The sequence below is a fragment of the Streptomyces sp. NPDC096323 genome, assembly GCF_040302845.1.
Lineage (GTDB): Bacteria > Actinomycetota > Actinomycetes > Streptomycetales > Streptomycetaceae > Streptomyces.
In genome coordinates, this window is sequence record NZ_JBEOSI010000002.1 from 264,299 (window position 1) to 287,528 (window position 23,230).

At 72.1% G+C, this 23,230-nt stretch carries 15 protein-coding genes; 8 read left to right on the forward strand and 7 right to left on the reverse strand.

What is annotated here, in order from left to right:
• Positions 1-28: 28 nt before the first annotated feature.
• Entirely contained in the window at positions 29-3,028 is a 3,000-nt protein-coding gene (locus ABTX18_RS05220; protein ID WP_352121382.1) for a beta-N-acetylglucosaminidase domain-containing protein, read from the reverse strand.
• Between the two features lie 309 nt (positions 3,029-3,337).
• Between ABTX18_RS05220 and ABTX18_RS05225 the strand changes: the two genes are divergently transcribed.
• From ABTX18_RS05225 to alc, 5 genes are all read left to right on the forward strand, one after another.
• Positions 3,338-3,622 (forward strand): hypothetical protein, encoded by a 285-nt coding sequence (locus tag ABTX18_RS05225; RefSeq protein ID WP_352121383.1) that lies wholly within the window; start codon positions 3,338-3,340, stop codon positions 3,620-3,622.
• Positions 3,623-5,965 (forward strand): 4-alpha-glucanotransferase, encoded by a 2,343-nt coding sequence (malQ, locus tag ABTX18_RS05230; RefSeq protein WP_352121384.1) that lies wholly within the window; start codon positions 3,623-3,625, stop codon positions 5,963-5,965.
• Positions 5,966-5,985: 20 nt separating this feature from the next.
• On the forward strand, positions 5,986-6,216 hold the full coding sequence (locus ABTX18_RS05235; protein WP_503061098.1) for a hypothetical protein: 231 nt from the start codon (positions 5,986-5,988) through the stop codon (positions 6,214-6,216).
• A gap of 70 nt (positions 6,217-6,286) precedes the next feature.
• Positions 6,287-7,207, forward strand: coding sequence for a LysR family transcriptional regulator (locus ABTX18_RS05240; protein WP_352121385.1), 921 nt, complete (start codon positions 6,287-6,289; stop codon positions 7,205-7,207).
• Positions 7,208-7,265: 58 nt separating this feature from the next.
• Positions 7,266-8,405: an allantoicase gene (gene alc / locus ABTX18_RS05245; RefSeq protein WP_352121386.1), complete on the forward strand. Its 1,140-nt coding sequence runs from the start codon at positions 7,266-7,268 to the stop codon at positions 8,403-8,405.
• A gap of 137 nt (positions 8,406-8,542) precedes the next feature.
• Here alc and pepN (ABTX18_RS05250) read toward each other — a convergent pair whose 3' ends face one another.
• Positions 8,543-11,119: an aminopeptidase N gene (pepN, locus tag ABTX18_RS05250; protein WP_352121387.1), complete on the reverse strand. Its 2,577-nt coding sequence runs from the start codon at positions 11,117-11,119 to the stop codon at positions 8,543-8,545.
• 113 nt (positions 11,120-11,232) lie between these two features.
• Between pepN (ABTX18_RS05250) and ABTX18_RS05255 the strand changes: the two genes are divergently transcribed.
• Positions 11,233-11,754, forward strand: coding sequence for a DUF1203 domain-containing protein (locus tag ABTX18_RS05255; protein WP_352121388.1), 522 nt, complete (start codon positions 11,233-11,235; stop codon positions 11,752-11,754).
• Between the two features lie 105 nt (positions 11,755-11,859).
• Here the strand turns inward: ABTX18_RS05255 and ABTX18_RS05260 are convergent, their stop codons facing one another.
• The 4 genes from ABTX18_RS05260 to pepN (ABTX18_RS05275) form a co-directional block, all read right to left on the reverse strand.
• Complete coding sequence (locus tag ABTX18_RS05260) at positions 11,860-12,888, reverse strand: aspartate-semialdehyde dehydrogenase (protein ID WP_352121389.1); 1,029 nt, start codon at positions 12,886-12,888, stop codon at positions 11,860-11,862.
• Positions 12,889-13,066: 178 nt separating this feature from the next.
• On the reverse strand, positions 13,067-16,375 hold the full coding sequence (locus ABTX18_RS05265; RefSeq protein ID WP_352121390.1) for a S8 family serine peptidase: 3,309 nt from the start codon (positions 16,373-16,375) through the stop codon (positions 13,067-13,069).
• A gap of 178 nt (positions 16,376-16,553) precedes the next feature.
• Positions 16,554-17,621 carry a hypothetical protein gene (locus ABTX18_RS05270; RefSeq protein WP_352121391.1) on the reverse strand — a complete coding sequence of 356 codons (1,068 nt, stop codon included), beginning with the start codon at positions 17,619-17,621 and terminating at the stop codon, positions 16,554-16,556.
• Between the two features lie 457 nt (positions 17,622-18,078).
• Positions 18,079-20,676, reverse strand: coding sequence for an aminopeptidase N (gene pepN, locus ABTX18_RS05275; RefSeq protein WP_352121392.1), 2,598 nt, complete (start codon positions 20,674-20,676; stop codon positions 18,079-18,081).
• A gap of 134 nt (positions 20,677-20,810) precedes the next feature.
• Between pepN (ABTX18_RS05275) and ABTX18_RS05280 the strand changes: the two genes are divergently transcribed.
• Positions 20,811-21,461, forward strand: coding sequence for a mycothiol-dependent nitroreductase Rv2466c family protein (locus ABTX18_RS05280; protein WP_352121393.1), 651 nt, complete (start codon positions 20,811-20,813; stop codon positions 21,459-21,461).
• Between the two features lie 43 nt (positions 21,462-21,504).
• Here ABTX18_RS05280 and ABTX18_RS05285 read toward each other — a convergent pair whose 3' ends face one another.
• A complete protein-coding gene (locus tag ABTX18_RS05285) occupies positions 21,505-22,038 on the reverse strand; it encodes a DUF4240 domain-containing protein (protein ID WP_352121394.1) in 534 nt (177 codons plus the stop codon).
• A 161-nt stretch (positions 22,039-22,199) separates the two neighbouring features.
• Here ABTX18_RS05285 and ABTX18_RS05290 point away from each other — a divergent pair, with 161 nt between their 5' ends.
• Entirely contained in the window at positions 22,200-23,090 is an 891-nt protein-coding gene (locus ABTX18_RS05290; protein ID WP_352121395.1) for a DUF4232 domain-containing protein, read from the forward strand.
• The last annotated feature ends 140 nt before the right edge of the window (positions 23,091-23,230 follow it).

Sequence of the window (23,230 nt, forward strand, 5' to 3'; positions counted from 1 at the left end):
TTGCCGTACGGGCTTCGCCGGGGCCGGGCTACTCCTGAACGGCGTACGCCTGCACCGACCAGAGCGAGTAGCCGTACTCGGTCGCCCGCCCGTCGCCCTGGACCCGGATGAAACGGGTGTCCTTCGCGTCCATCCGGACCGACTCGCGCCCGCCCCCGCCGTCGCGGACGGTGGCCGCCGTGCGCCAGATGCTGCCGTCCGCGGAGACCTGTACGCGATAACGGGAGGCGTACGCGTCCTGCCAGTCCAGCACCACCTGGCCGACCCGGACCGGGGCGGGCAGTTCGGCCTGCCACCAGGCGCCGTCCTCGGCAGGCGAGGACCAGCGGGTCTCCGGGTCGCCGTCCGAGGCGGCGGCCGCCGGGAAGTCCGGGGTCTCGTCGCCGGACGAGGTGGCGGTGGCCGTACGCAGCAGATCCGGGCCCGCCGTGCGGGGGAAGGCCCGGACGGTCAGGGTCGTCTCCTCGGTGCCGAAGGAGAACGGCACCTGGTACTCACCCGCCGGAGTGCCCGCCGGGACGGTGATCTCCACGGGCACCTCCGTACGGGAGCCGCGCGGCACGGTCGTCTGCTTCGGCACCCGCACCTTGATGCCCTTGGGCGCCTTCGCGGTGAGCGCGCCGCGCACCTCGGCTGGGCGGCGCGCGGAGAGCTGCGCCCCGATCTTCAGCGGTCCGCCGCCGATCTCGGCGTCCGTCTCGCCGCGTGCGAGGGCGAGCCGAGCGGCGGGCTCGTCGCCGAACCACGGCACCAGCGAGCGCACCCGGGGGGCCGTTCCGTTGGAGGGGGCGGTGCCCGCGAGCGGGGGGATGATCAGGGGCGGTGCGCCGGTGAGCGCCGGGGTGGCGGTCGGCCAGCTGATCCGGACGGCGTCCGCGCGCACGCCCTGGCCCGGCGACTGGGTCCAGCCCCGCGCCGACAGGGTGCCGAGGCCCCGCCAGCCCTCACCGGGCACATGGGCCTGGACACTCGCGCCCGATACCGCCGCTTCGTCGCCGGGCACCGTCATCGCGGTGACGGTCTCCAACGGCCGCACCCGGTCGAACCTCACGGTGTAGCTGCCCGGAGCCTCGGTCACCGTGCCGTTGTCGCGGTCCGTCCCCGTCCAGGCGGCGGACTCCTTGCTCACCCGGTCGAGGAACGGGCCGAGCACCCCCTTGCCGACCGTCGCGCCGCCCGTCCTCACGGCCTTCAGCGCCGGTTCCAGAGCCAGTGAGGCCTCCCAGGCAGCCGCCCCGTCGTCGTGCGCCTGGGCCTGGAGCAGATCGACGGCCAGCTCGCCCGCCCGGCCGTAGCGGGCCAACTGCTCGCTCCACGGCCGCACTTCGTCGTCGAGCCGCCCGTCGGCCAGTGAGGCCAGCCGCTGCGGCGTCTCGCGCATCACCGTGAACGCGGCCCGCAGCCGGCGCGCCGCCTCGTCACGGGCCGACGCGCCACCGGCCGTACGGGACTTCCAGAAGGCGGCGAACAGTGGGCGCAGATACGCCGATTCGTCACCGCCGAGCACGGAGCCCGCGCTGTTGCCCGCCAGCGCGCGCAGCGCGTCCCGGCTGCGCGCGTCGCCGCCCGCGAGATCGTCCAGGGCCGCCTGCCAGGACTCCTGCGGCTGGTACCCCTTCGGGTTCCAGGCGAAGTCGGCGGCGGTGAACAGTGGGATCCGGGAGGCGGAGGGCTGCTCCATCGCGTTGGCCAGCAGCGCCGCCGAACCACTGGCGACCGCCGGGTCCCGGCCGGTGTAGGGGGCCAGGAAGATCCGGTCCTGCGCGTAGTCGTTGACCGGGTAGTTGTCCATCGTGACCAGCGGATGGCGGAACGTGGAGCGGGCGCCGGCCAGTTCGCCGCCGGTGATGGTCCTCGGTACGACCCCGACGCCGGTCCAGGCGACCTGCACCCGCTCGTCGAGCTCCTTCGCGAGGGCGGTGCGGTAGTCCGTCGCCCCGTCCTGGTAGAACTCCGTCGGCATCATGGACAGCGGCTCCGAGCCCGGATGGCGCTCCGCGAGATGCCGCGCGAGCGCACTCACGACCCGGGCCTGCGCCCGGGCCGCGGCCCGGGGGCCGCTGCCGAAGGTGTCGGTGTCCGCCGAGCAGTGCCACTCGCTGTAGCTGACGTCCTGGAACTGCACCTGGAAGACCCGGATCCCCAGTGCCCACATCGCGTCGATCTTCTTCGTCAGCGCCTTCACATCGCGGTCCGACGACAGGCACATGGACTGACCCGGAGCCACCGCCCAGCCGAGCGTCACATGCTCGGCGGCGGCGCGTTCGGCCAGCGCGCGGAATTCGGCACGCCGCTCGGCGGGGTACGGCTCGCGCCAGCGGGCCTGCCGGTACGGGTCGTCACCGGGCGCGTAGAGGTAGCGGTTCTGCTTGGTGCGCCCCATGAAGCCGAGCTGCGCGAGCCGTTCCTCCTGGGACCAGGGCCGGCCGTAGAAGCCCTCGGTCATCCCGCGTACGGCTCCGGCCGGCCAGTCCCGGACGGTGACGCCGGCGATCCGGCCGCCCCCGGTCAGCTGACGCAGCGTCTGCGCCGCGTGGAACAGGCCGTCCTCGCCGACTCCGTCCACCGCGACGGTGTCCCGGCCCGCGACCGGGCCGACCGCGATCCGGTAACCGCCGGACGGGAGATCGGCGCGGTCGGGCGCACGCAGCGTGCGGAGCGCGTCCACGGCCCCGTCCCCGCCGAACCGGATGACGGGGCCACCGCCGGGCAGCGCCTCGTGGACGGTTCGTACGCCCGCGTCGCGCAGCACCTGGCGGAGCGCCTCGACCGCGTAGGGGTCGGCCCCGTCGTCGGCGACGAGCGTCACCTCGCCGGAGAGCGGGACCGAGGACCCGGACACCTTGATGCTCTGCGGCCGCGGCCACACGGCGGGGGGCGCGGCGTCGTCGTTGCGGTCCGCTGTGGTGACGGCAGGGGTGCCAGGGGCTGAAGGGGCGGCGAAGGCGGCCGGGGCCCCCGCGGAGAGCAGGCCGCCGAGCACGGCCACGGCGACGGCCGTCGCGTGCTTCCTGCGCCTGAGCTGCATACCTGTCTCCCTCACTCCCGTCAGTGGGCTCCGAGCCCACCACCCGCGCGCGAGGGTGTCAATGCGCAGGGTCGCGGTGGGGTAAATGCCCGAAATGGCGGTCGTGGTGAGGGGTATGCCGAGATCGTCGGCACACGCGAAAGACGGCGTCGCATGGCCGAAATCGGCGGACGTCTTACGGATAATCGGCCTCCGGGGAACGGATTGTGACCCCGGGCACGTTCAACTCGTTGTGATAACGCCTACGTCTGCGGCCGCGTCCGCTGGGTAGGTCTGCTGTGTCCTGTTCTCCACGGCCAGGAGGCCACCATGCCCGCCGCAGCGCAGCTTCTGCTCTCCGCCCTGTCCAAACAGGTACCGGACCAGGTGCCGGGTCCTGCCTCGTTCATCAGCGCGCCCCCGGCCACCCTCAGCACGCCGGGCCCGCTCACGAGCGAGGGCCCGCTGGCCGACGCCATACCCCTGACCAGCGAGCCCCCGCTCGCCGACGCCACACCTCTGACCAGCGAACCCCCGCTCGCCGTCCTCGCCCCGCTGACCAGCGAGCCGGCTGTTTCCGGCAGCGCTCGGGGCATGGAGTCCCCAGGAGTCTGAATGGGTTTGACCCGGCTCGCCGCACTGCACGGCGTCGCCACCTCCTTCTCCCCGTCCGCCGGCGTCACGGTGCCCGTCCCCGAGGGCACGGTCGTCGCGGTGCTCGCCGCGCTCGGTGTCGACGCCGCCACGCCGGAAGCGGTACGGGAGGCGCTCGCTGCCGCCGAGTCCGCGGCCGGCTCCCGGCTGCTCCCGGCCACGGTGGTGGTGTGGACCGGAGAACCGCTGCCCCCGGCCCTGACCGCGCTGCCGCCCGGCACGGAGCTGACGGTCCGCCCGGAGGAGCCCGCGGCGGCCCCGCCGCCCCCGATGCGCGTCCCTCCCGGGGGTACGGTTCCGGCCGTTTCCGGGCCGGGGGGTGCCGTTCCCGGGCAGGAGGGCGGCGGAAGGGACGGCGGGGGCGCCGTTCCCGGGCAGGAGGGCGGCGGAAGGGACGGCGGGGGTGCCGTTCCCGGGCAGGAGGGCGGCGGAAGGGACGGCGGGGGCGCCGTTCCCGGGCAGGAGGGCGCCGGAAGGCACGGCGGGGCCGCCCCCGCGCCGCACGCCCCCGCCACGCCCGGCTGGTGGACCGAGCCGCCGCTGGGTGTGCACCGGCTGACCGTCCGGACACCGGGCGGCCCTGCCGCGACCTGCACGCTCGTGGTCGCCCCCGCCCGCGTGCCGCAGCCGCCCGTGCGTACCCACGGCTTCCTCGTCCAGCTCTACTCCCTGCTCTCCGCCCGCTCCTGGGGCATGGGCGACCTCGGCGACCTCGCCGACCTCGCCTCCTGGTCCGGGCGCTCGCTGGGAGCCGGTTTCGTCCAGATCAACCCGCTGCACGCCGCGGTCCTCGGCACCCCCACCGACCCCTCCCCCTACCGCCCGTCCTCGCGGCGCTTCCCCGACCCCGTGCACCTGCACATCGAGTCCGTCCCGGAGTACGGGCACGCGCCCGACCCGGCCGCCCTCGACGAGCTGCGCCACCGGGCCGCGGAGCTCAGTGACGCCGTGCTGAACAAGGGCGCCCTGATCGACCGGGACGCCGTCTGGGCGCTCAAACGGCAGGCCCTCGGCCTCCTCGTCGGCGTACCCCTTACGCCCGGACGCCGCGCCGCCTACTGCGATTTCCTCGCCGAGCAGGGACAGGCCCTGGAGGACCACGCCCTGTGGTGTGCCCTCGCCGAGGTGCACGGCTCCGACTGGCACACCTGGCCGGCCGGTCTGCGCGACCCCCGCTCCAAGGAGACCGCCCGCGCCCGCGCCGAACTGCTGGACCGGGTCGACTTCCACTGCCGGCTCGCCTGGCTGACCGACACCCAGCTCGCCGCCGCCCAGCGCGCCGCGAAGGACGCCGGGATGGCCGTCGGGATCGTCCACGACCTGGCCGTGGGCGTGCACCCCGGCGGGGCCGACACCTGGGCCCAGCAGGACGCCTTCGCGCACGGCATGTCCGTCGGCGCGCCCCCGGACGCCTTCAACGCCCGCGGCCAGGACTGGGGGTTGCCGCCCTGGAGACCCGACGCGCTCGCCGCGTCCGGCTACGCCCCGTACCGGGGACTGCTGCGCGGGCTCCTCGCCCACGCCGGGGCCCTGCGCATCGACCACGTCATGGGCCTGTTCCGGCTCTGGTGGGTGCCCGAGGGGCACCCGCCCACCGAGGGCACCTACGTCAGTCACGACGCGGAGGCGATGCTCGCCGTCCTCGTCCTGGAGGCCCACCGCGCCGGCGCCGTCGTCATAGGGGAGGACCTCGGCACCGTGGAGCCGGGCGTCCGCGAGGCGCTCGCCCGCCGCGGCGTCCTCGGCACCTCCGTGCTCTGGTTCGAGCGTGACTGGTCGGGCACCGGCCGCCCGCTCGCCCCCGAACAGTGGCGTGAGGACTGCCTCGCCACCGCCACCACCCACGACCTGCCGTCCACCGCCGCCCGGCTGACCGGCGACCATGTGACGCTGCGCCACCGCCTCGGCCTGCTCACCCGCCCGCTGGCCGAGGAGCGCACCGAGGACGGCGCCGACACCGCGGAGTGGCTCGGCCTGCTCTCCCGCCTCGGCCTGCTCCCCGAGGGCGGCGACGACGAGGAGGCCGCCGTCCGCGCCGTCCACCGCTTCCTGCTGCGCACCCCCGCCCGCATGGCCGGGGTCTGGCTCCCGGACACGATCGGCGACCGCCGCCCGCAGAACCTGCCGGGCACCTGGGACCAGTACCCCAACTGGCGGCTGCCCATCGCCGACGCCGAGGGCCGTCCGGTCACCCTGGAGGAACTCGCCGCCTCACCCCGGCTGCACCGGCTGATGGAAGTCCTCAGGCCCGCCCAGGAGCCGCCGGGGACCCGTACGGCACCCCCGGGCGAGCGGCGCTCCTAGGCGTTCGCTACGTTTGCACCGTGGACAAGAAGAACGCTATGCGCGCCGGCGCCGTCGCTGCCGGAACGACGCTGATGATGCTGCTGATGTCGTCCCCCGCGCTCGCGCTCACCCGCGACGACGGCGACGACCCGGGTTCAGGCCTGAGCGTGATCGACACGGTCGGGCTGTACGTCGTGGCCCCCATCGTCCTGTTCGCGGTCATCGCGGGCCTGGTCATGGTCCTCGACAAGTCCAAGAAGCAGGTCTAAAGCCTTCAGGGTGCGCCGCCGGTACCGAGGTACCGCGCGGCGCACTCGCATGTCCGGGTAGGTTCCGGCCATGACCGAGTGGGACGTCAAGAAGCTCCGCATCCTGCGGACCCTGCGCGACCGCGGCACCGTCACCGCCGCCGCCGAGGCGCTGCTGATGACCCCGTCGGCCGTCTCCCAGCAGCTCTCCAACCTCTCCAGACAGCTCGGCGTACCGCTGCTGGAGGCGCAGGGCCGGCGCGTCCGTCTGACCGACGCGGCCCATCTGGTGCTGCGCCACGCCGAGGCGGTCTTCGCTCAACTGGAGCGCGCCGACGCCGAACTGACCGGCTATCTGCACGGCGAGGCGGGCGAGGTGAGGATCGCGGCGTTCGCCACCGCCGTGCCCGCCCTGGTCGTGCCGGCCGTGCAGTCGCTGCGTGACGAGGACCGTCCGGAGCCGGATGTGCGGGTCCGGGAGGCCGAGGCGGCGCAGGCGTACGAACTCCTCCTCGCCGGCGAGGTGGACCTGGCCCTCTCCCTGGCCGCCCACGCCCCGACCGCCCATGACCCCCGGTTCGCCCTGCGGCCGCTGCTCGCCGACCCGCTGGACGTGGCCCTGCCGGCCGGCCACCGGCTCTCCGCCGCACCCGGACTGCGACTGGCGGACCTGTCCGCCGAGCCGTGGATCTTCGGCGGCTCGGGCCCCTGGTCGGAGATCACCACCGCCGCGTGCGAGGCCGCGGGCTTCGTTCCGGAGCAGGCGCACAGCGCCTCCGGCTGGACCGCGATCCTCGCCATGGTCGAGGCGGGCATGGGGATCGCGCTGATCCCGCGCATGGCGTCGGCGGAGCGGCAGGGCCGGGACGGTGTGGTGATGCGCGTCCTCGAAGCGGACCGGCCCCGCCGCCATGTGGTGGCCGCGGTCCGGCAGGGGGCGGAGGAGGGCCCGGCGGTGGCCCGGGTGCTCGCCGCCCTGCGCGAGGCGGCCAGACCATTCAGCAGTACTTAACGATCCATGCGGAAACATTCGATGGACCTAACACCTCGCCTCGTACGACAGTGACCGCATGACCTTCGAACAGAATGAGAACCACCACGAGGACCCCCACGCCAACGACGCGGCCCCGTACGGCGGCGGTGACCCGTACGCCGACTACCGCACCGCAGACCTCCCCTTCACCGAGCTCGTCGACCTCGCCGACCGCAGGCTGGGCGCGGGTGTGATCGCCGCCAACGACGAGTTCTTCGCCGAGCGCGAGAACCTCCTGGTCCGGGAGCGCGCCGTCTTCGACCCCGAGCACTTCGGTCACAAGGGCAAGATCATGGACGGCTGGGAGACCCGCCGCCGGCGCGGCGCGGACGCCGCCCACCCGTTCCCCGCCCCGGAGGAGCACGACTGGGCCCTGATCCGGCTCGGCGCCCCCGGCATCATCCGCGGCATCGTCGTCGACACCGCGCACTTCCGCGGCAACTACCCGCAGCGCGTCTCGGTACAGGCGACGTCCGTCGAGGGCTCGCCGGGCCCCGCCGAACTCCTCGCCGACGACGTGAAGTGGGAGGAGATCGTCCCGCCCACCCCCGTACGCGGCCACGCCGCCAACGGCTTCGAGATCACCGGCGGACGCCGCTACACGCACCTGCGCCTTAGCCAGCACCCCGACGGCGGCATCGCCCGCCTCCGCGTCCACGGCGAGGTGGTCCCCGACCCCTCGTGGCTCGCGACGCTCGGCACGTTCGACCTGATCTCGGTCCTGAACGGCGGCAGTTACGAGGACGCCTCGGACCGCTTCTACTCCTCGCCGACCCAGATCATCCTGCCCGGCACCTCCCGCAAGATGGACGACGGCTGGGAGAACCGCCGCCGCCGCGTCCGCGACACCAACGACTGGGTCCGCTTCCGGCTGCCCGCCCAGGGCGCGGTCCGCGCGGTCGAGATCGACACCGCCTACCTCAAGGGCAACGCCGCCGGCTGGATCGCCCTCCAGGGCCGCAACGGCGAGACCGGCGAGTGGTTCGAGATCATCCCGCGCACCCGGCTCCAGCCCGACACCCTGCACCGCTTCCCGCTCCGCGCCCAGGCCGTCGTCACCCACGTCCGCCTCGACGCCTTCCCCGACGGCGGGGTGGCCAGGATGCGCCTGCACGGCTCGCTGACGGAGTCCGGCGCGGCCGAACTGGCTCGCCGCTACGAGGAGTCCGGCGCGTAGCCGGCAACTCTCAGGCTCCCGCCCGGCGGACGGCTGCGCCACGCGCCCGCCCGCCGGGCGGATTCCACGTCCCAAGGCCCGACGCGAAGGGGCGCCCCCCGAAGGAGGCGCCCCTCAACCGTGTGTCGGTGCGGCAGCTACGCGGTAGCAGCCGCCGCGTCCGCAGCCCGGGCCTTCAGCGCCCGCTCCACGCCCGACCGGGACTCCGAGATCAGCCGGCGCAGCGCGGCGCCCGGCCCGGCCGAGGCCAGCCAGGCGTCCGTGGCGTCCAGGGTCTCCTGCGAGACCTGGAGCGCCGGGTAGAGCCCGATGGCGACCTGCTGCGCCATCTCGTGGCTCCGCGACTCCCAGACGTCGGCCACCGCGGCGAAGAACTTCTCCGTGTACGGAGCCAGCAGTTCGCGCTGGTCGGTCTGGACGAACCCGCCGATGACCGCCTCCTGGAGGGAGTTCGGCAGCTTGTCGGACTCGACGACCGAGGCCCACGCCTCCGCCTTCGCCTCCGCGGAGGGCCGCGCCGAACGGGCGGCCGCCGCGTGGCGCTCGCCCGCCGCCGTCCGGTCGCGTGCGTACTCGGCGTCGATCTCCTCGTCGTCCAGCAGCCCGGTGGCGGCCAGCCGCTCGACGAACGCCCAGCGCAGCTCGGTGTCGACGGCCAGGCCCTCGATCGCCTCGGTGCCGTCCAGCAGCGCCTGCAGCAGATCGAGCTGCTGCGGGTTGCGCGCCGTGGCCGCGAAGGCGCGGGCCCAGGCCAGCTGGTGGTCGCTGCCCGGCTCCGCGGCGCGCAGGTGCGCGAGCGTCGCATCGGTCCACTGGGTCAGACCCGTCTCACGCCACTCGGGCGCCGCGTACTGGTCCAGCGCCATCTTCACCTGACGGTGCAGTGACTGCACGACGCCGATGTCCGACTCCTTGCCCACGCCGGACAGGACGAGCGACAGGTAGTCCCGCGTGGCCAGTTCGCCGTCGCGGGTCATGTCCCAGGCGGAGGCCCAGCACAGGGCCCGCGGCAGCGACTCGGTGAAGTCGCCCAGGTGCTCCGTGACGACCCGCAGCGACTCCTCGTCGAGGCGGACCTTCGCGTAACTGAGGTCGTCGTCGTTGAGGAGGATCACGGCAGGACGTGCGGTACCGGCCGGGAAGGGCACGGTGGTGCGCTCACCGTCGACGTCCAGCTCGATCCGGTCCGTACGGACCAGCTTGCCGGACTCGTCGAGGTCGTAGCAGCCGATGGCGATCCGGTGCGGCCGCAGCGTCGGCTCGCCCTTCGCACCCGCAGGCAGTGCCGGGGCCTCCTGCAGGACGGTGAACGAGGTGACGCGTCCGTCCGCGTCCGTCTCGATCTCCGGGCGCAGGATGTTGATGCCGGCCGTCTCCAGCCACGCCTTCGACCAGGTCTTCAGGTCGCGTCCGGAGGTCTCCTCCAGCGCGCCCAGCAGGTCGGACAGGCGCGTGTTGCCGAACGCGTGCGCCTTGAAGTACGCCTGGACGCCCTGGAAGAACGCGTCCATGCCGACGTACGCCACCAGCTGCTTCAGGACCGAGGCGCCCTTGGCGTACGTGATGCCGTCGAAGTTGACCAGGACGTCGTCCAGGTCACGGATGTCCGCCATGATCGGGTGCGTCGAGGGCAGCTGGTCCTGGCGGTAGGCCCACGTCTTCATGGAGTTGGCGAACGTGGTCCAGGAGTGCGGCCACTGCGACCCGTCGGCGTACGCCAGGCAGGCGATCGACGTGTAGGTGGCGAACGACTCGTTCAGCCACAGGTCGTTCCACCACTCCATGGTGACGAGGTCGCCGAACCACATGTGGGCCAGCTCGTGCAGGACCGTCTCGGCCCGCGTCTCGTACGCCGCGTCCGTCACCTTGGAGCGGAAGACGTACTGGTCACGGATGGTGACCGCGCCCGCGTTCTCCATCGCGCCCGCGTTGAACTCCGGGACGAAGAGCTGGTCGTACTTGGCGAAGGGGTACGCGTAGTCGAACTTCTCCTGGAACCAGTCGAAGCCCAGCCGCGTCACGTCGAAGATCGCGTCCGCGTCGAGGTACTCGGCGAGCGAGGGACGGCAGTAGATGCCGAGCGGGACGGTCTGGCCGTCCTTCTCGTAGCTGCTGTGCACCGAGTGGTACGGACCGGCGATCAGCGCGGTGATGTACGTGGAGATGCGCGGCGTCGGCTCGAACGACCAGACGTCGTCCTGCGGCTCCGGCGTCGGCGAGTTGGAGATCACGGTCCAGCCCGACGGGGCCTTCACGGTGAACCGGAAGGTCGCCTTCAGGTCCGGCTGCTCGAAGCTCGCGAACACGCGGCGCGCGTCCGGGACCTCGAACTGGGTGTACAGGTATGCCTGCTCGTCGACCGGGTCGACGAAGCGGTGCAGGCCCTCACCGGTGTTGGTGTACGAGCAGTCGGCGACGACCTTCAGCTCGTTGGAGCCCGCCGCCAGGTGCGCCAGCGTGATCCGGGAGTCACGGAACACGGCCGCCACATCCAGGGCCTTGCCGTTCAGCTCGACCTCGTGCACCGCCGGGGCGACCAGGTCGATGAAGGTCTCCGCACCGGCCTCGGCGGAGTCGAAGCGCACGACGGTGACGGACCGGTAGGTCCCGCCCTCCTGCGCTCCGGAGAGGTCGAGATCGATCTCGTACGCGTCCACGGTCAGCAGGCGCGCCCGCTCCTGTGCCTCTTCGCGGGTCAGATTCGTGCCAGGCACGCGGTCATCTCCTTGATATGCGATGTTTCCGGTCATCCTTCCACGTGACCCGCATCCAGGGCGATGACCATTTTCCGCCGGACCGCGTCGCCGGGGCGGGCCATTCTCGTCGTATGACCCGTTACGAACCACGAGCGATCGACCCGGCCGCACTGAAGGAACTCCGTGAGACCGACGACGCGGGACGCGCCTGCTCGCCGTACACCGCCACGGACGCGGGCAGCCCGCTGCGCTGCTGCCTGCGGGGGAACGAGGTGGGAGAAAGGATCGCCCTCGTGTCGTACGCGCCCCTGCGTCGCTGGGCGGCCGCGACCTGGGCCCGCCCCGGGGCGTACGACGAGCAGGGCCCGGTCTTCATCCACGCCGAGGAATGCGAGGGGCCGGCGGCGGAGCGGCCCGGCTACCCGTTCTCGCGGGCGGGCGCGCTGCGGACGGTCCGGCGCTACAACGCGGAGGGCCACATCGTGGGAGGCCGGCTGATGGAGATCCCGCCGGACGAGGAGCGGGGTTACGACGAGGCACTCACGGAGGCGTTCGCCGATCCGGAGGTGGCGCTGGTGCACGTGCGGGCGGTGGAGTACGGCTGCTGGCACTTCGAGGTGCGGCGCCCGGTCTCAAGCCCGTCCGGCGATTGAGGACAACGGGGGCCCGGGGGCCTGCCCCCGGTTCCGGGAAGGGGCGGGTAGGGGAAGCCCCGCGCAGCGGCACCGCCCCACGGCACCCCGCCCCACCCCGCCGCGTCAGCCCTTCAGCTCCGCCGCCACCAGCTCCGCGATCTGCACCGCGTTCAGCGCGGCGCCCTTGCGCAGGTTGTCGCTGGAGACGAACAGTGCCAGACCGTGCTCCACGGTCTCGTCGGCCCTGATCCGCCCGACGAAGGACGCGTCCTGCCCCGCGGCCTGGAGCGGCGTGGGGATCTCGGAGAGCTCGACGCCCGGCGCGTCCTTCAGCAGCTCGTACGCGCGCTCCACGCTGATCGGACGGGCGAAGCGGGCGTTGACCTGGAGCGAGTGGCCGGAGAAGACCGGGACGCGGACGCAGGTGCCGGACACCTTCAGCTCCGGGATCTCCAGGATCTTGCGGGACTCGTTGCGGAGCTTCTGCTCCTCGTCCGTCTCGAAGGACCCGTCGTCGACGATCGAGCCGGCCAGCGGCAGCACGTTGAACGCGATGGGGCGCTTGTAGACGCCGGGCTCGGGGAAGTCGACGGCGGAGCCGTCGTGCGTGAGCTTGTCGGCCTCGGCGGCGACCTTGGTCGCCTGGCCGTGCAGCTCGGCCACGCCGGCCAGTCCGGAGCCGGACACCGCCTGGTACGTGGCGACGGTCAGTGTCTGGAGGCCGGCCTCGTCGTGCAGCGGGCGCAGCACGGGCATGGCGGCCATCGTGGTGCAGTTCGGGTTGGCGATGATGCCCTTGGGGCGGTTCGCGATCGCGTGGGCGTTGACCTCGGAGACGACCAGCGGGACCTCGGGGTCCTTGCGCCAGGCGGAGGAGTTGTCGATCACGACGGCGCCCTGCGAGGCCACCTTCTCGGCGAGGGCCTTCGAGGTGGCCCCGCCGGCCGAGAAGAGGACGATGTCCAGGCCCGTGTAGTCGGCCGTGGAGGCGTCCTCCACGGTGATGTCCCGGCCCTGCCACTCGATCGTGGAACCCGCCGAGCGGGCGGAGGCGAACAGCCGCAGCTCGTCGGCCGGGAACTTCCGCTCGGCCAGGATGCTGCGCATGACTGTGCCGACCTGACCGGTGGCGCCGACGATTCCGACCTTCACGGGAACTCCCTCAGACGTACGAACGGGCATGGTTGCCGCTTCATGATGCGTCTGTCCACGGCTTCCTTGTCCAATCCATTGTCCGGCCTGCGGACAGGTGGCGCGCAGCACAGTGGGGCGGGCGCCCGTCGGGCGCCCGCCCCACTGTCGTACGGATCACATGTCTACGGCGAAGCCGTTACGGCGTGACCTTCTGGATCACGACGCTTCCGGTGCCCGCGGCGGTGCCGCGGGAATTCACCAGCTGGACCTCACCGAAGAACTGCCGGCCCTCGGGGGCAGCCCCGGCGACCGCGACCTCGGCACCGACCTGGGCCGATGCGCCGTTGGCCAGGTCCACGGCCTTCGACTCGTCGACGTTGATCTTGCCGAGCGACGGCGCGTAGTACACGTCGCGGTAGTCGTACTCGGTGGTGCCGGCCGGGACGTCGTAGCCCTGGATGACGACCGTGTACGTGCCCGCGGCGGGCTTCACCAGACTGACGGTCTCCTCGGAACCGGCCGTGGTGGAGGCACCCATCTCGGTCGTGCCCTGGTAGACGTACAGGTCGAGGTCGGCGTTGGCGTCCGAGGTGCCGCCGATGGCGACGTCCAGCTTCTCGACGCCCGCACCGATGGTCACCTCCTTGACGTACTCGTCGCCCGTGGACATCGACGGACGCTCGACGTCGGCCGAGCCCAGCGATCCGCCCTTGAGCTTGCCCGCCAGGTCACCGGCGTTGTTGGTGACCGTCCAGCTCACCGCGGCCGGGGTGCCGATCTTCGCCTCGGCGATGGTCTGCACCGCCGGGTCGAAGGTCGCGCCGAGCAGCGAGACGTCCAGCTTGTACGGGTTGTCCAGCAGCGGCGACGTACGCCGGGCCTCGACCTCGATCTCCCAGACACCGGGCTGCGGGTCGGCGTACGAGCGCACGTCGGGGCGGCAGGTGTTGGCCGGGTTCTCGTAGTTCGGGTAGCAGAACGGCGTTCCGCTGTCCTCCACCGCGACCCCGTACGGGTGGATGGAGATGAAGCGGGTCTGGCTGCCCGAGCGCAGGGCGCTCATGGCGACCTCAAGGGTCTTGGAGCCCTCCGGCACGGTCACGAAGTACGACGTGGTGCCGTTGCGCTGCACCGAGCCGGACGCCGTGTACGCGTAGCCCGGCTTCACGAGCTCCTTGGAGACGACGACCGTGGCGAGGATCTGCTGGTCCACGCCGGAGGTCTTCGCGTCGTCGAGCTGCAGGATCGCGCTGTGCACGCCCGCGCTGCCCGGCTTCGCCTGGACCTTGACCGTCACCGGCTTGCCCAGCGGCAGCGAGACGGTGTCGGAGCCCGCGAGCTTGAACGTGCCGTCGTTGTACTTCCAGGACAGCTTGTGCCTGACGTCCTTGTCCGGGCCCGTGGTGCGGGTGACCGTGACGTCGTACGACTTCTTCTGGCCGGCCTTGAGGCCGCCCTCGCGGTCGTACAGGCCGGTGCCGAAGCCCGGGGTCTTCAGCGCGAAGTCGATCGCGGTGTCGACCGGGGCCTTGACCGTGTACTCGTGCGCCGGGGCGCCCTTCTTCTCGATCTGCTTCCAGGCGCCGATGATGTTGATCAGACCGGCGCCCTGGGCGTGCGCGGGCACTCCCTTGATCTGGGTGGCGGTGCTGGTCAGCGCGGTGCGCAGATCGGCCGGGGGCAGCTCGATGTGCTTCTGCTTCGCGGCGGAGAGCAGCAGCGCGGTCGCGCCGGCGGCCTGCGGGGAGGCCATTGACGTGCCCTGGAGCATGGAGTAGCCGGCCGGGAGGGAGTAGCCCGACTCCTTGACCGGTCCGCCGGGCAGCCAGGTCTGCGTCGAGTTGATCGCCGCGCCCGGAGCCGTCAGGGTCGGCGTGAAGCCGCCGTCCTCACGCGGGCCGCGCGAGGAGAACGGCATCATGTCGTACTTCTTGGTGACGCCGGAGCCGTAGTTCGCGGCCCAGGTCTCCTTGGAGATGGACGCGCCGACCGAGATGACGTGGTCGGCGAGACCGGGGTCTCCGATGGTGTTGACGCCCGGACCGTCGTTGCCGGCCGAGATGACCAGCTGGACGCCGTAGATGTCGACGAGCCGCTTGTACAGCTCCGAACGGGCGTTGTTGCCGTCGTTGAGCGGCGGCAGTCCGCCGATCGACATGTTGACGACGTCGACGCCGCGGTTCACGACGAGGTCGATCATGCCCTCGGTGAGCGCGATGTTGGTGCAGCCGCCGGACCAGGAGCAGGCACGCGAGGAGACGATCTTCGCCCCGGGCGCGGCACCGTTCATCTTGCCGCCGAACAGGCCGTTCGCGGAGGTGATGCCCGCGACGTGCGTGCCGTGCTCGGACTCGATGACGCCGATGCTGACGTAGTCGGAGGTGGCGCCCGCCGCGTTGTACACGACGTTCTTGCGGGTCTCCACGACGAACGGGATGCGCTCGACGACGTCGGTCCGCGGGTCGTCCTGACCGAAGTAGGAGACCTGGTGGTTCTCCTTGTACGGCTTCAGGACGGCGTCGTCGGAGAAGTCGGCGTTGCTGTTCAGGTCCACCCGGGTGGTGCCGGTGACCGGGTCGTAGAGGACGCCCCACGTGTCGGTGGTGTCACCGTCGCGGTTGAGGTCGCCCGCCATGTCGCCGCCCCTGGTGGCGGCCTCCTTGAACACGCTGATCCGGTACGAACCCGCCGGGGCCGAGTAGGTGAGGCCGCCGTAGGTGAACGTCGGGCCGGACACGGCGTCCGTCATCCGCAGCCAGGTGCCGTCGTTGTCGCTCACCGGGTCGGTGGCCGTCACCCAGTCGGTGATCTTGCGCTCACCGGTGGTGGTCTTCTGCAGCGCCGGGTGGCCGAGGTCGACACCCGAGTCGAGGATGCCGATGGTCACGCCCCGGCCGTCGGCCTTCGGGTGCTCCTTGACGAACTCGACCGCGCCCGTCTCGAAGGACGGGTTGTACGGGTTCTTCGCCGGGGTCGTCTTCCCGGGCGCCGGGTAGGTCCCCGTCGACTTCGCCGCGGCCTGGCTGCCGGCGGCCCGGTCGCCCGAGGGCGTCGGGTCGTCCAGCACGATCTCCTGCTTGAGATCGATGCCGTGGACGGAGGACAGCTTCGAGGCCGCCTTGATGGCGGCCTCGGCGGACGCGGTGGGCACGGTGGCCCGTACGTAGCCGAGCTTGTCGTACGCACGCCCGAGCACGGAGCCCTTGACGGCGTCCAGTTGCTCGGTGACCTGCTCGGTCGCGCCGGGAGCGGTGGCGACCATCATCGTGATGTTCTTCTCGCCCTTGGCCTCGGCCTTGGCGAGAACATCGGCGTCGGCTGTGCCGAGCTTGTCCGCCGGGCTGTCGGCGGCGGCCTTGACGGGGGTGGTGCCCGGGTCGTCGGCCGCGAAGACGGGAGCGACGCCGGTGGCGGCCAGCGCGGCCACCAGTCCGGCGGCGGCCGCGACGCGGGCCACGCGTCTCGCCCCGGGTATGGAGCTGGGGGATTCGGAGGTCATCAGCATCCCTGTATGTGAAAGAGAGAGTCCGGAAATCGGTACCGGATGACCGCTCACCCTTTCGTAAATGACAGGGGTTTGTGGAGACTTGTGAGAGGCGAGTTGCTGACATGGCGGACTTCCGCCAGTGGGGCCGAAGCGTCACACGGGACGAAACGGCGGATACGCGGCGGGGGGAGGCGGATCACCGGGGCAGGATCATCACGTACGCGGCAGGCTCGCGGTCGGCCGCCGCCATCAACGCCGTCCGGACCACGGCCGCCTGCTGCTCCCGGGTGTCCCGCAGCTTCCTCGGTGTGAGGTGGACGACGGTGACGCCCAACCGCTCCAGGTGCTCGCGCCGCGCGGCGTACGCGGACCACTCGGCCTCGTGCTCCTCCTGGCGGTGGTCGTCGTCGAGCCGGGTGTGGCGCGGGGACCTGGTGTCCAGCTCCACGGCGACCGCCTCCTCGGGCCAGTAGGCGTCGACGGCGCCCAGGTGCGGGCCGCCGGGCAGCCGCAGGTCCACGTTCCACAGCGGCTCCGGGAGCCCGTGGGTGCGCACCATGTCGTACAGCCGCTCCTCCGCCAGCGCCCGGCCCTCGGCGAGCAGCGAGTCCACGGCGTTCACCACCTGCGGGCGGTCGAGCACCTTGGCGCGGTTCAGCTCCCCGACGACGACGGCGGGTTCGCAGTGGCCGCCGCGGACCGCCTCGGTGAGCAGCCGGCGTACGGCGTGGGCGTCCGCCAGCCCCGCCACGGCGTCCGCCAGAGCGCGGGCCACGGGCGCCACCGGCATCCCGTCCAGCTGCTCCGGCCGCGGCAGCTCGGACGTGCGCACCAGGCGCACGTACCGGGCCGAGCGCAGCCGGCGGGTGCGTGGCACCAGTACATCGACGCGGTCCGCCGAGACGGCGGGCGGCGCGGCGGCGAAGCCGTGCAGCGCGAGCGCGGCCGGCCCGGTGATCATCGCCTCGCCGTACCCGGGGTCCGTGCCGCCGGGCTGCGCGGGAACGGCGCGCCGTGCGGAGGCCGGCCGCCGTCCCGCGTACAGCAGGGCGGAGCGCAGCCGTTCCCGGTCGCTGAGCGGCCCCGGATGCAGCACGAAGACGCCCGGCAACGGCTGCTGCCACGGCCCGCCGGTCCGGCACTGCTCGGCGGCCTGCGCGGGGGAGACCCCGCGATCCTTCAACTGCACGGTGGTCAGCACGCATTGACGGACATCGGAGGTGATGCGGAGGTCGCAGGGGGAGAGCGGGGTGTTCGGGTTCATGCTCCGGTGTATCCCGCTCGCGGCCGGGACCTTAACCCCTGTTACAGGCCCGTCGACAATCCAGGACAACGCCGTCCTAAAGTACGCACGTTCGACAACCGAAAAGGACGGACCCGCCGGGGATTACGACCCCCCACCGGGGGCGCACCATCCCTCCCCGAGCGCCGCCCATCAGCCTCGACGCGCCCGCCAAACCCGGCCCGCCCGCCAAACCCGGCCCGTCGAGCCCACCCAGCCCGTCGAGCCCACCCAGCCCGTCCGGCGTTTGAGGACGGAACCCGTCGCCGGGGGGCCGGGCACCTGAACGAGGCCGTCACGCCGGACGGGCCGACCACTCCGGCCCGTCCGGCGCCGCACTCGGCAAACCCAGCCCGTCCGGCGTTTGAGGACGGAACCGTCGCCGGGGTGATGCGGCGCCCCCGCAAGCGCACCGCATCACCCGCGAACGCGAACCCCGCTAGGCCGCGGCCGAATCGCACCGCTGCGCCCGCAGCCCCCGCGCAAGGTCGTCCCGCGCCTCCAGGACCAGCCGCCGCAGCGCCGGCGCCGCGTCCGCGTGTGCCTCCAGCCACGCGTCCGTCGCCGCCAGGGTCGCGGGGTCGTCCTGAAGGGCCGGGAACAGGCCCCTCACGACGGCCATCCCGATCTGGATGGACCGCTCGGCCCACACCCGCTCGATCACCTCGAAGTACCTGGCCGTGTACGGCGCCAGCAACTCCCGCTGCGAGGACTGCGAGAAGCCCAGGATCGTGGCCTCCACCAGCGCGTTGGACAGCGCGTCCGACTCCACGACGCCCGCCCACGCCTGCGCCTTGACCGCGGCCGAGGGCCGCGAGGCCAGGCAGCGCACCTGGTGCCGCTTGCCGGACGCCGTGTCGTCCCGGGCCAGTTCGGCCGCGACGGCCGACTCGTCGGCCACGCCGTGCGAGGCCAGCGGGGACAGGAACGCCCACCGGAGCTCCTGATCGACGTCGAGCCCGTCGATGCGGGCGGTCCCGTCGAGCAGCCCGGACAGCAGCTGGAAGTCGGTCTCCGAGGCGGCGACCGCCGCGAAGAAACGGGCCCACGCCAGCTGGGGCTCGCTGCCCGGCGCCGCGAGCCGCAGCTCGCGCAGGGCGCCCTCGGCCAGCGCCCGGCCGCCTTCCTCGCGCCACGACGGCGCCGCGTAGTGCACCAGCGCCGTCCGCGTCCACGCGTGCAGCATCTGCAGGACGCCGATGTCCGTCTCCCGGCCGGAGAAGTCCAGGACCAGCGCGACGAAGTCGCGGGCGGGCATCAGCCCGTCCCGGGTGAGGCTCCACAGCGCGGACCAGCACAGCGCCCGCGCCAGCGGGTCCGTGATGTCGCCCAGATGCGCCCGCAGCGTGGCCAGCGACACCTCGTCGAAGCGGACCTTGCAGTACGTCAGGTCGTCGTCGTTGACGAGGATCAGCTCGGGCCGCTCGGCCCCGGCCAGCTCCGTGATCACGGTGCGCACACCCGCCACGTCCGCCTCGGCCCGGGCGTATCGCACCAGGTCACCGGCGGGCGTGCGCCGGTACAGGCCGACCGCGACCCGGTGGGGCCGCAGCTCCGGATGCGACTCGGCCGCCTCCTGGAGGACCGCCAGCTCGGTGATCCGGCCCGCGGCGTCGTACGTCGCCACGGGGGTCAGCGAGTTGACGCCGGCGGTCTGCAGCCACGAGCGCGACCACGAGGTCATGTCCCGCCCGGACGTCTCGGCCAGCACCGACAGCAGGTCGCCCAGCTGCGTGTTTCCGTACGCGTGCTTCTTGAAGTAGCGCCGCGCACCCTCCAGGAACGCGTCCCGCCCCACGTACGCCACCAGCTGCTTCAGCACCGACGCGCCCTTGGCGTACGTGATGCCGTCGAAGTTCAGCTTGGCGTCCTCCAGGTCACGGATGTCGGCCGTGATCGGGTGCGTGGACGGCAGCTGGTCGGCGCGGTAGGCCCAGGACTTGCGGTTGTTGGCGAAGGTGATCCAGCCGTCCTCGAACCTGGTGGACTCCACCATGGCGAAGACGCCCATGAAGTCGGCGAACGACTCCTTGAGCCACAGGTCGTCCCACCACTGCATGGTGACGAGGTCGCCGAACCACATGTGCGCCATCTCGTGCAGGATGACATTGGCCCGGCTCTCGTACGCCGCCCGCGTCACTTTCCCGCGGAAGATGTACTCCTCACGGAACGTGACACAGCCCGGGTTCTCCATCGCGCCGAGGTTGTACTCGGGCACGAACGCCTGGTCGTACTTGCCGAACGGGTACGGGTAGTCGAAGTGGTCGTGGAAGAAGTCCAGACCCTGCTTGGTGATCAGGAAGACGTCGTCCGCGTCGAAGTGCCGGGCGAGCCCCTTGCGGCACAGCGCGCCGAGCGGGATCTCCAGCTTCGTGCCGTCATCGAACGTACGGCTGTAGGAGTCGGTCACGTAGTGGTACGGGCCGGCGACGACCGCCGTGATGTACGTCGAGATCGGCTTCGTCTCGGCGAACCGCCACACCCCGCCCGCGCGGGACTCCTCGGCGCCGTTGCTCCAGACCGTCCACTCCTCGGGGGCCGTCACCTGGAAGCGGAAGGGGGCCTTGAGGTCGGGCTGCTCGAAGTTGGCGAAGACGCGCCGCGCGTCGGCCGGTTCGTACTGCGTGTAGAGGTAGACCTCGCCGTCCTCCGGGTCGACGAAGCGGTGCATGCCCTCGCCCGTCCTGCTGTACGCGCACTGCGCGTCGACCACCAGGACGTGTTCGCCCTCCGACAGGCCGGTCAGCGCCACCCGCGTCCCGTCGAAGACGACGGCCGGGTCCAGCGCCGTGCCGTCCAGGGTCACCGCGTTCACGGACGGGGCGATCAGATCGGCGAAGGTCGTCGCACCGGCGCGCGCCGAGCGGAAGCGGATCGTCGTCACCGAACGGAAGGTCCTCGGACCGGAGGTCTGCTCGCCCTCCCCGTCGGGCCCGCCGATCGCGGAACGGACGTCCAGCACGACGTCGTAGCCGTCGACGCTCAGCAGCTCGGCCCGCTCATGGGCCTCGTCGCGGGACAGGTTCTCACCGGGCACGAGCACACTCCTTTGTGTCACGTTCGAATAGTTTGATCCTCCCATGCCGACTTCCGGACGGGCGCTCGGGAATGGCGGGAGCGCCCGGCGGTGTTGTGGGTCACAGCATGCGATGGGTCCCTATGAGGAGAGAGATGTCTGACAACAGCACGGTGACCGGCAAGACCCCCGCCGATTTCTGGTTCGACCCGCTCTGCCCCTGGGCCTGGATGACCTCCCGCTGGATGCTGGAGGTGGAGAAGGTCCGCGACGTCGAGGTCCGCTGGCACGTGATGAGCCTGGCCGTTCTCAACGAGAACCGGCTGGACGAGCTGCCCGAGGAGTACCGGGACATGCTGGAGAACAAGGCCTGGGGCCCGGTCCGCGTCGTGATCGCCGCCCAGCAGAAGCACGGCGACGACATCGTCGGCCCCCTGTACACCGCGCTCGGCACCCGCTTCCACAACCAGGGCGAGGGCCCCACCCGTGAGGCGGTCGAGGGCGCGCTGAAGGACGTCGGCCTGCCGGTCGAACTCGCTGAGTACGCCGACTCCGACGCGTACGACACCGAGCTGCGCGCCTCCCACCAGGAGGGTATCGACAAGGTCGGCCAGGACGTCGGCACCCCGGTCATCGCGGTGCCCGGCGCGGACGGCGAGCAGATCGCCTTCTTCGGCCCGGTCGTCACCCCCGCTCCGAAGGGCGAGGACGCCGCGAAGCTGTGGGACGGCACGCTGCTGGTCGCGTCGATCCCGGGCTTCTACGAGATCAAGCGGACCCGCACGCAGGGCCCGATCTTCGACTGACCCCGAGGGGGTGCGGGGCCACCCGGCTCCGCACCCCGCCGGCTCACCCGTTAAGCGCGTCCAGCTCCGGCAGCCGCAGAGCCACCCGCTCCGCGTCGTCGAAATCGAAGTCCCACTCCGGGTCCAGACCGGGGTAGTCGATCGTGAACGAGCCCTGCGGCAAGGTCTTGCCCGTCGCCGTCCGGTACGCGTCCCACGCCACCCCGAGCACGCGCTCGCACTCCAGCTCCATGCCCTCGGCCGCCGCCGCCCTGACCACCGGCAGACCGGCCAGCGCGTCCGGATCGGCCACCACCCGCTCGAACACCTCCCGGCCCTGCGCTATCAGCCAGCCTCGGAAATAATCGAAACCGTCGTCCGAGCAGCCGCCGTTGATCGTGTACGCGGCTGCCCAGAGCGGAGCCCGGTAGGAAGCCGCCATCCGGTCCCACAGCAACTGCTGCGCGACGAGGATCTCGTCGGCCGGCCGCTCGGCGAGCAGCGCCGTCACCCGTTCGGCCACGGCCTCGGCGTCGGAGGGGTCGACGACCAGGGTGCGCGCGTCGTCGATCAGCTTCCAGAAGTCCTTGGTGTCCATGCGATCAAGCATGAAGCAGGGGTCTGACAGTGAGGATCTAGGCCGTTCGTCGGGGCCCGACTCCGGGCCTGCCCGGATGCGGCCGCGGTTGTGACGCCACCGTGACGCCGTATGTGACCCGGATCACAGCTCGGGCCCGTGGCCCCTGATCTTCTGGGCGCATGCGTATCGCCGCCACCTCAGTCGCCCTGTGTGCCGCCCTCGCGAGCACCGCACTGCTCGCCGGATGCGGGACGGAGACGGCCGGCGGTTCCGGGGCCCCCGCCGCCTCCGCCACGTGCGCCTCCGCCTCTCCCGCCGCCGACCCCTCGGGGCGGACGTGGGACAACGTGACGCTCGTCCACCGTGTCTGCGGTCCCTCCGGGGCTCCGGTCACCGAGTTCGAGGTCACCAACACCGAGAGCCAAGCGCTCACCTTCGTCATCACCTTCACCCTGATGAACGAGTCCGGGGAGGCCATGGACAACACCACGCGCACGGTCGAGTCGGTGAAGCCGGGCCAGACCGTGCGGCGCGCCCTCGATACGCAGGACACACCGGTCGCGACCTCGGGGAGCGCGCGGATCATGAAGGTGCGGACCGTCGCGGCGGACGAGGCGCCTTCGGGGTCCGGAGCCTGCCCGCCCTCCGGGATCCGGGTCACGGCCGACCGGGGCGACGCCGCCATGGGGCTGCGCGTGGTGGGCCTGCACCTGCTCAACTGCGGCACCGCCGCGTACGAGGTCGAGGGATACCCCGGACTCCAGCTGCTGGGCGAGGACCGCGCGCCGGTGAGCGGTGTGCGGATCCTCCACGGCACCGACAAGATCTCCACCGGGATCGGCGGCGACGCCGCGCCCCGGCCCGTCACGCTGAAGCCGGGCGAGTCCGCGTACGCCAACCTGGCATGGCGCAACACCACCGGCGCGGGCGAAGCGGTGAACGCCCCGTACGTCAGGGTCACCGCGAAGGCCGGTGCCGCGCCCGTGACGGTGACCCCGGAGCTCGATCTCGGGACCACGGGCAGGCTCGGCGTCGGCCCGTGGACGAAGGACGACACCTCGGCCCGCTGAGCCGAGTCCCTCGGGGCGGGCCCGGAGCCCCGGACGTACAGCAGAAGGCCCCCCGCGAGTCACGTCCTCACGAGGGGCCCTCCTTCATCCGCCTGCCCGGTGACGGTTGAGAAGACGATCACGAGGCAGGACGTTCTCCG